The 1,961-nt window shown below is 38.4% G+C and carries 4 protein-coding genes; all 4 read right to left on the minus strand.

What is annotated here, in order from left to right; translation table 11 throughout:
- On the minus strand, positions 1–249 hold a 249-nt coding region (rpsB, locus tag HMPREF9074_RS01455), incomplete at its 3' end, for a 30S ribosomal protein S2 (protein WP_034539469.1).
- A gap of 164 nt (positions 250–413) precedes the next feature.
- The gene (gene rpsI / locus HMPREF9074_RS01460) at positions 414–800 is read right to left on the minus strand and encodes a 30S ribosomal protein S9 (protein WP_009390760.1); all 387 of its coding nucleotides are present in this window, start codon (positions 798–800) and stop codon (positions 414–416) included.
- Positions 800–1,255 carry a 50S ribosomal protein L13 gene (gene rplM, locus HMPREF9074_RS01465; RefSeq protein ID WP_009390763.1) on the minus strand — a complete coding sequence of 152 codons (456 nt, stop codon included), beginning with the start codon at positions 1,253–1,255 and terminating at the stop codon, positions 800–802. Before rplM ends, rpsI begins: the two co-directional genes overlap by 1 nt.
- Before the next feature lie 191 nt (positions 1,256–1,446).
- Positions 1,447–1,961 (minus strand): hypothetical protein (locus HMPREF9074_RS01470; protein ID WP_034539471.1); only part of this gene is annotated, 515 nt, incomplete at its 5' end.

Below are 1,961 nucleotides of genomic sequence, written 5' to 3' on the forward strand. Positions count from 1 at the left end.
TTCTGCTACTACATCTTTAGCTTGTTTTTTAGTGGCAACGAAAAGTACTTTCTTGCCAGAAGCTACTATCTTCTTAAGGGCTTCAGCAGCTTCTTCTATTTTAGCAGCGGTTTTGTAAAGGTTTATTACGTGTATACCGTTGCGTTCCATATAGATGTAGGGAGCCATATTAGGGTTCCATTTACGCGTAAGGTGACCAAAATGTACGCCTGCATCTAATAATTCTTTAATTTCTATGTTATTTGCCATTTTTGTTTTTTAAATAGTTTACGTTCCTACAGCGTCAGCAATGGCTTGGTGAGGTTTTTCTTTTCTGATAAACAACCGCCTGAGCCATTTGGATGCTAAACTAAGGAGCAAATTTAATTTTGAATTTTAAATTTTGAATTAAGAACTCAAAATTCATAATTATCCTAACGTTTAGAGAATTGGAATCTCTTACGTGCTTTCTTCTGACCGAATTTCTTACGTTCTACCATACGAGGGTCACGAGTTAACAGACCTTCTGGTTTTAGGGTAGCGCGGTTTTCAGCGTCTAATTGGCAAAGCGCACGTGCTATAGCCAAGCGAGTTGCTTCAGCTTGTCCTGTGATACCTCCTCCGTATACATTTACCTTCACATCATATGCGTCTTCAGCTCCAACTAAAGCAAGAGCTTGTTTCACTTTATACTGAAGGGTAGGAGTAGTAAAATAATTGTTAAGTTCGCGTTTGTTTACGGTTATGGTACCGTTGCCTGCTTTTAGGTAGATACGCGCTACAGCGGTTTTTCTTCTACCGATAGTGTGAATTACATCCATTATTTAAGATCGTTTAAGTTAATGGCAGTAGGTTGTTGAGCTTCGTGTTTGTGCTCAGTGCCTACATACACTTTTAGGTTACGTAATACAGCTGCACCCAATTTAGTTTTAGGCAACATACCTTTTACAGCTTTTTCAATGATACGTTCTGGGTGTTTAGCTAGTAGGTCTTTCACGCCTACTGTGCGTTGTCCGCCTGGATAGCCAGTGTGGCGAAGATATGTTTTATCTTCCCATTTGTTACCCGTAAGGTTGATTTTCTCAGCATTTACAACTATTACGTTGTCGCCGCAATCAACGTGAGGGGTGTATTCAGGTTTGTACTTACCGCGAAGTAGCTTAGCCACTTTAGAGGCAAGTCGACCCAAAGTTTGTCCGTCAGCATCTACCAAAACCCACTGTTTATTTACAGTAGCTTTATTGGCAGAGATGGTTTTGTAGCTTAATGTGTCCACTCTTTGTGATTTTTATTATAAATTAAACATTCCTTTTGGTGCCAACAAAGGGCACTCCTATTTTTAGGGCGCAAAAGTACAACTTTTTTTTGAAACAGCAAAAAAAATTAATTAACAAATTTCAAAATCGCCAAATTGGCAAATCGACAAATCGACAAATCGGCAAATTGGCAAATTAGCTAATTGGCAAATCAAAACTTATTTTGCTCTATAATTTCCTTGTTTGCGCATAAGTAAGTCAGCCAAATATAATCAAAAAGATGTTTTTTACCATTGTGCTTACCTCTATTTTTCTTTTGTTTAGCAAGGTTCACTATATATTTATTAGGCATTTCTGGCTGAAAGGTCAAAACACCTTCCTTGTCAGTAATACCAGTAATACTTTTATCTACTGAAAAATCAAAGGTAATTTTTCCTTTCTTTAGTCCTCTTTTTTTGTAGAAGGCTCTATACTCCTGCGCGTCTCCTTTAGCGGGAGCCACCCCCAATCTAAAAAACGATTTATCACCCAAGACAACCGTTTCAGTCAGCGGTTTCGTACTCACAAAAGCAACGGACTGATACCTCAAGCGCATCCGTTTGTATACTTTAGCCACCAAATGATTAATATTCAATTTGTAAACACCTTCTTCTTCTACCTTAAAGTGGGCGTAATAACACCATTCTGACTGCTTCTTTTCCAAAACAGTCTCTTTCCCCGAAGGGG

It is taken from the genome of Capnocytophaga sp. oral taxon 329 str. F0087, assembly GCF_000213295.2.
Lineage (GTDB): Bacteria > Bacteroidota > Bacteroidia > Flavobacteriales > Flavobacteriaceae > Capnocytophaga > Capnocytophaga leadbetteri_A.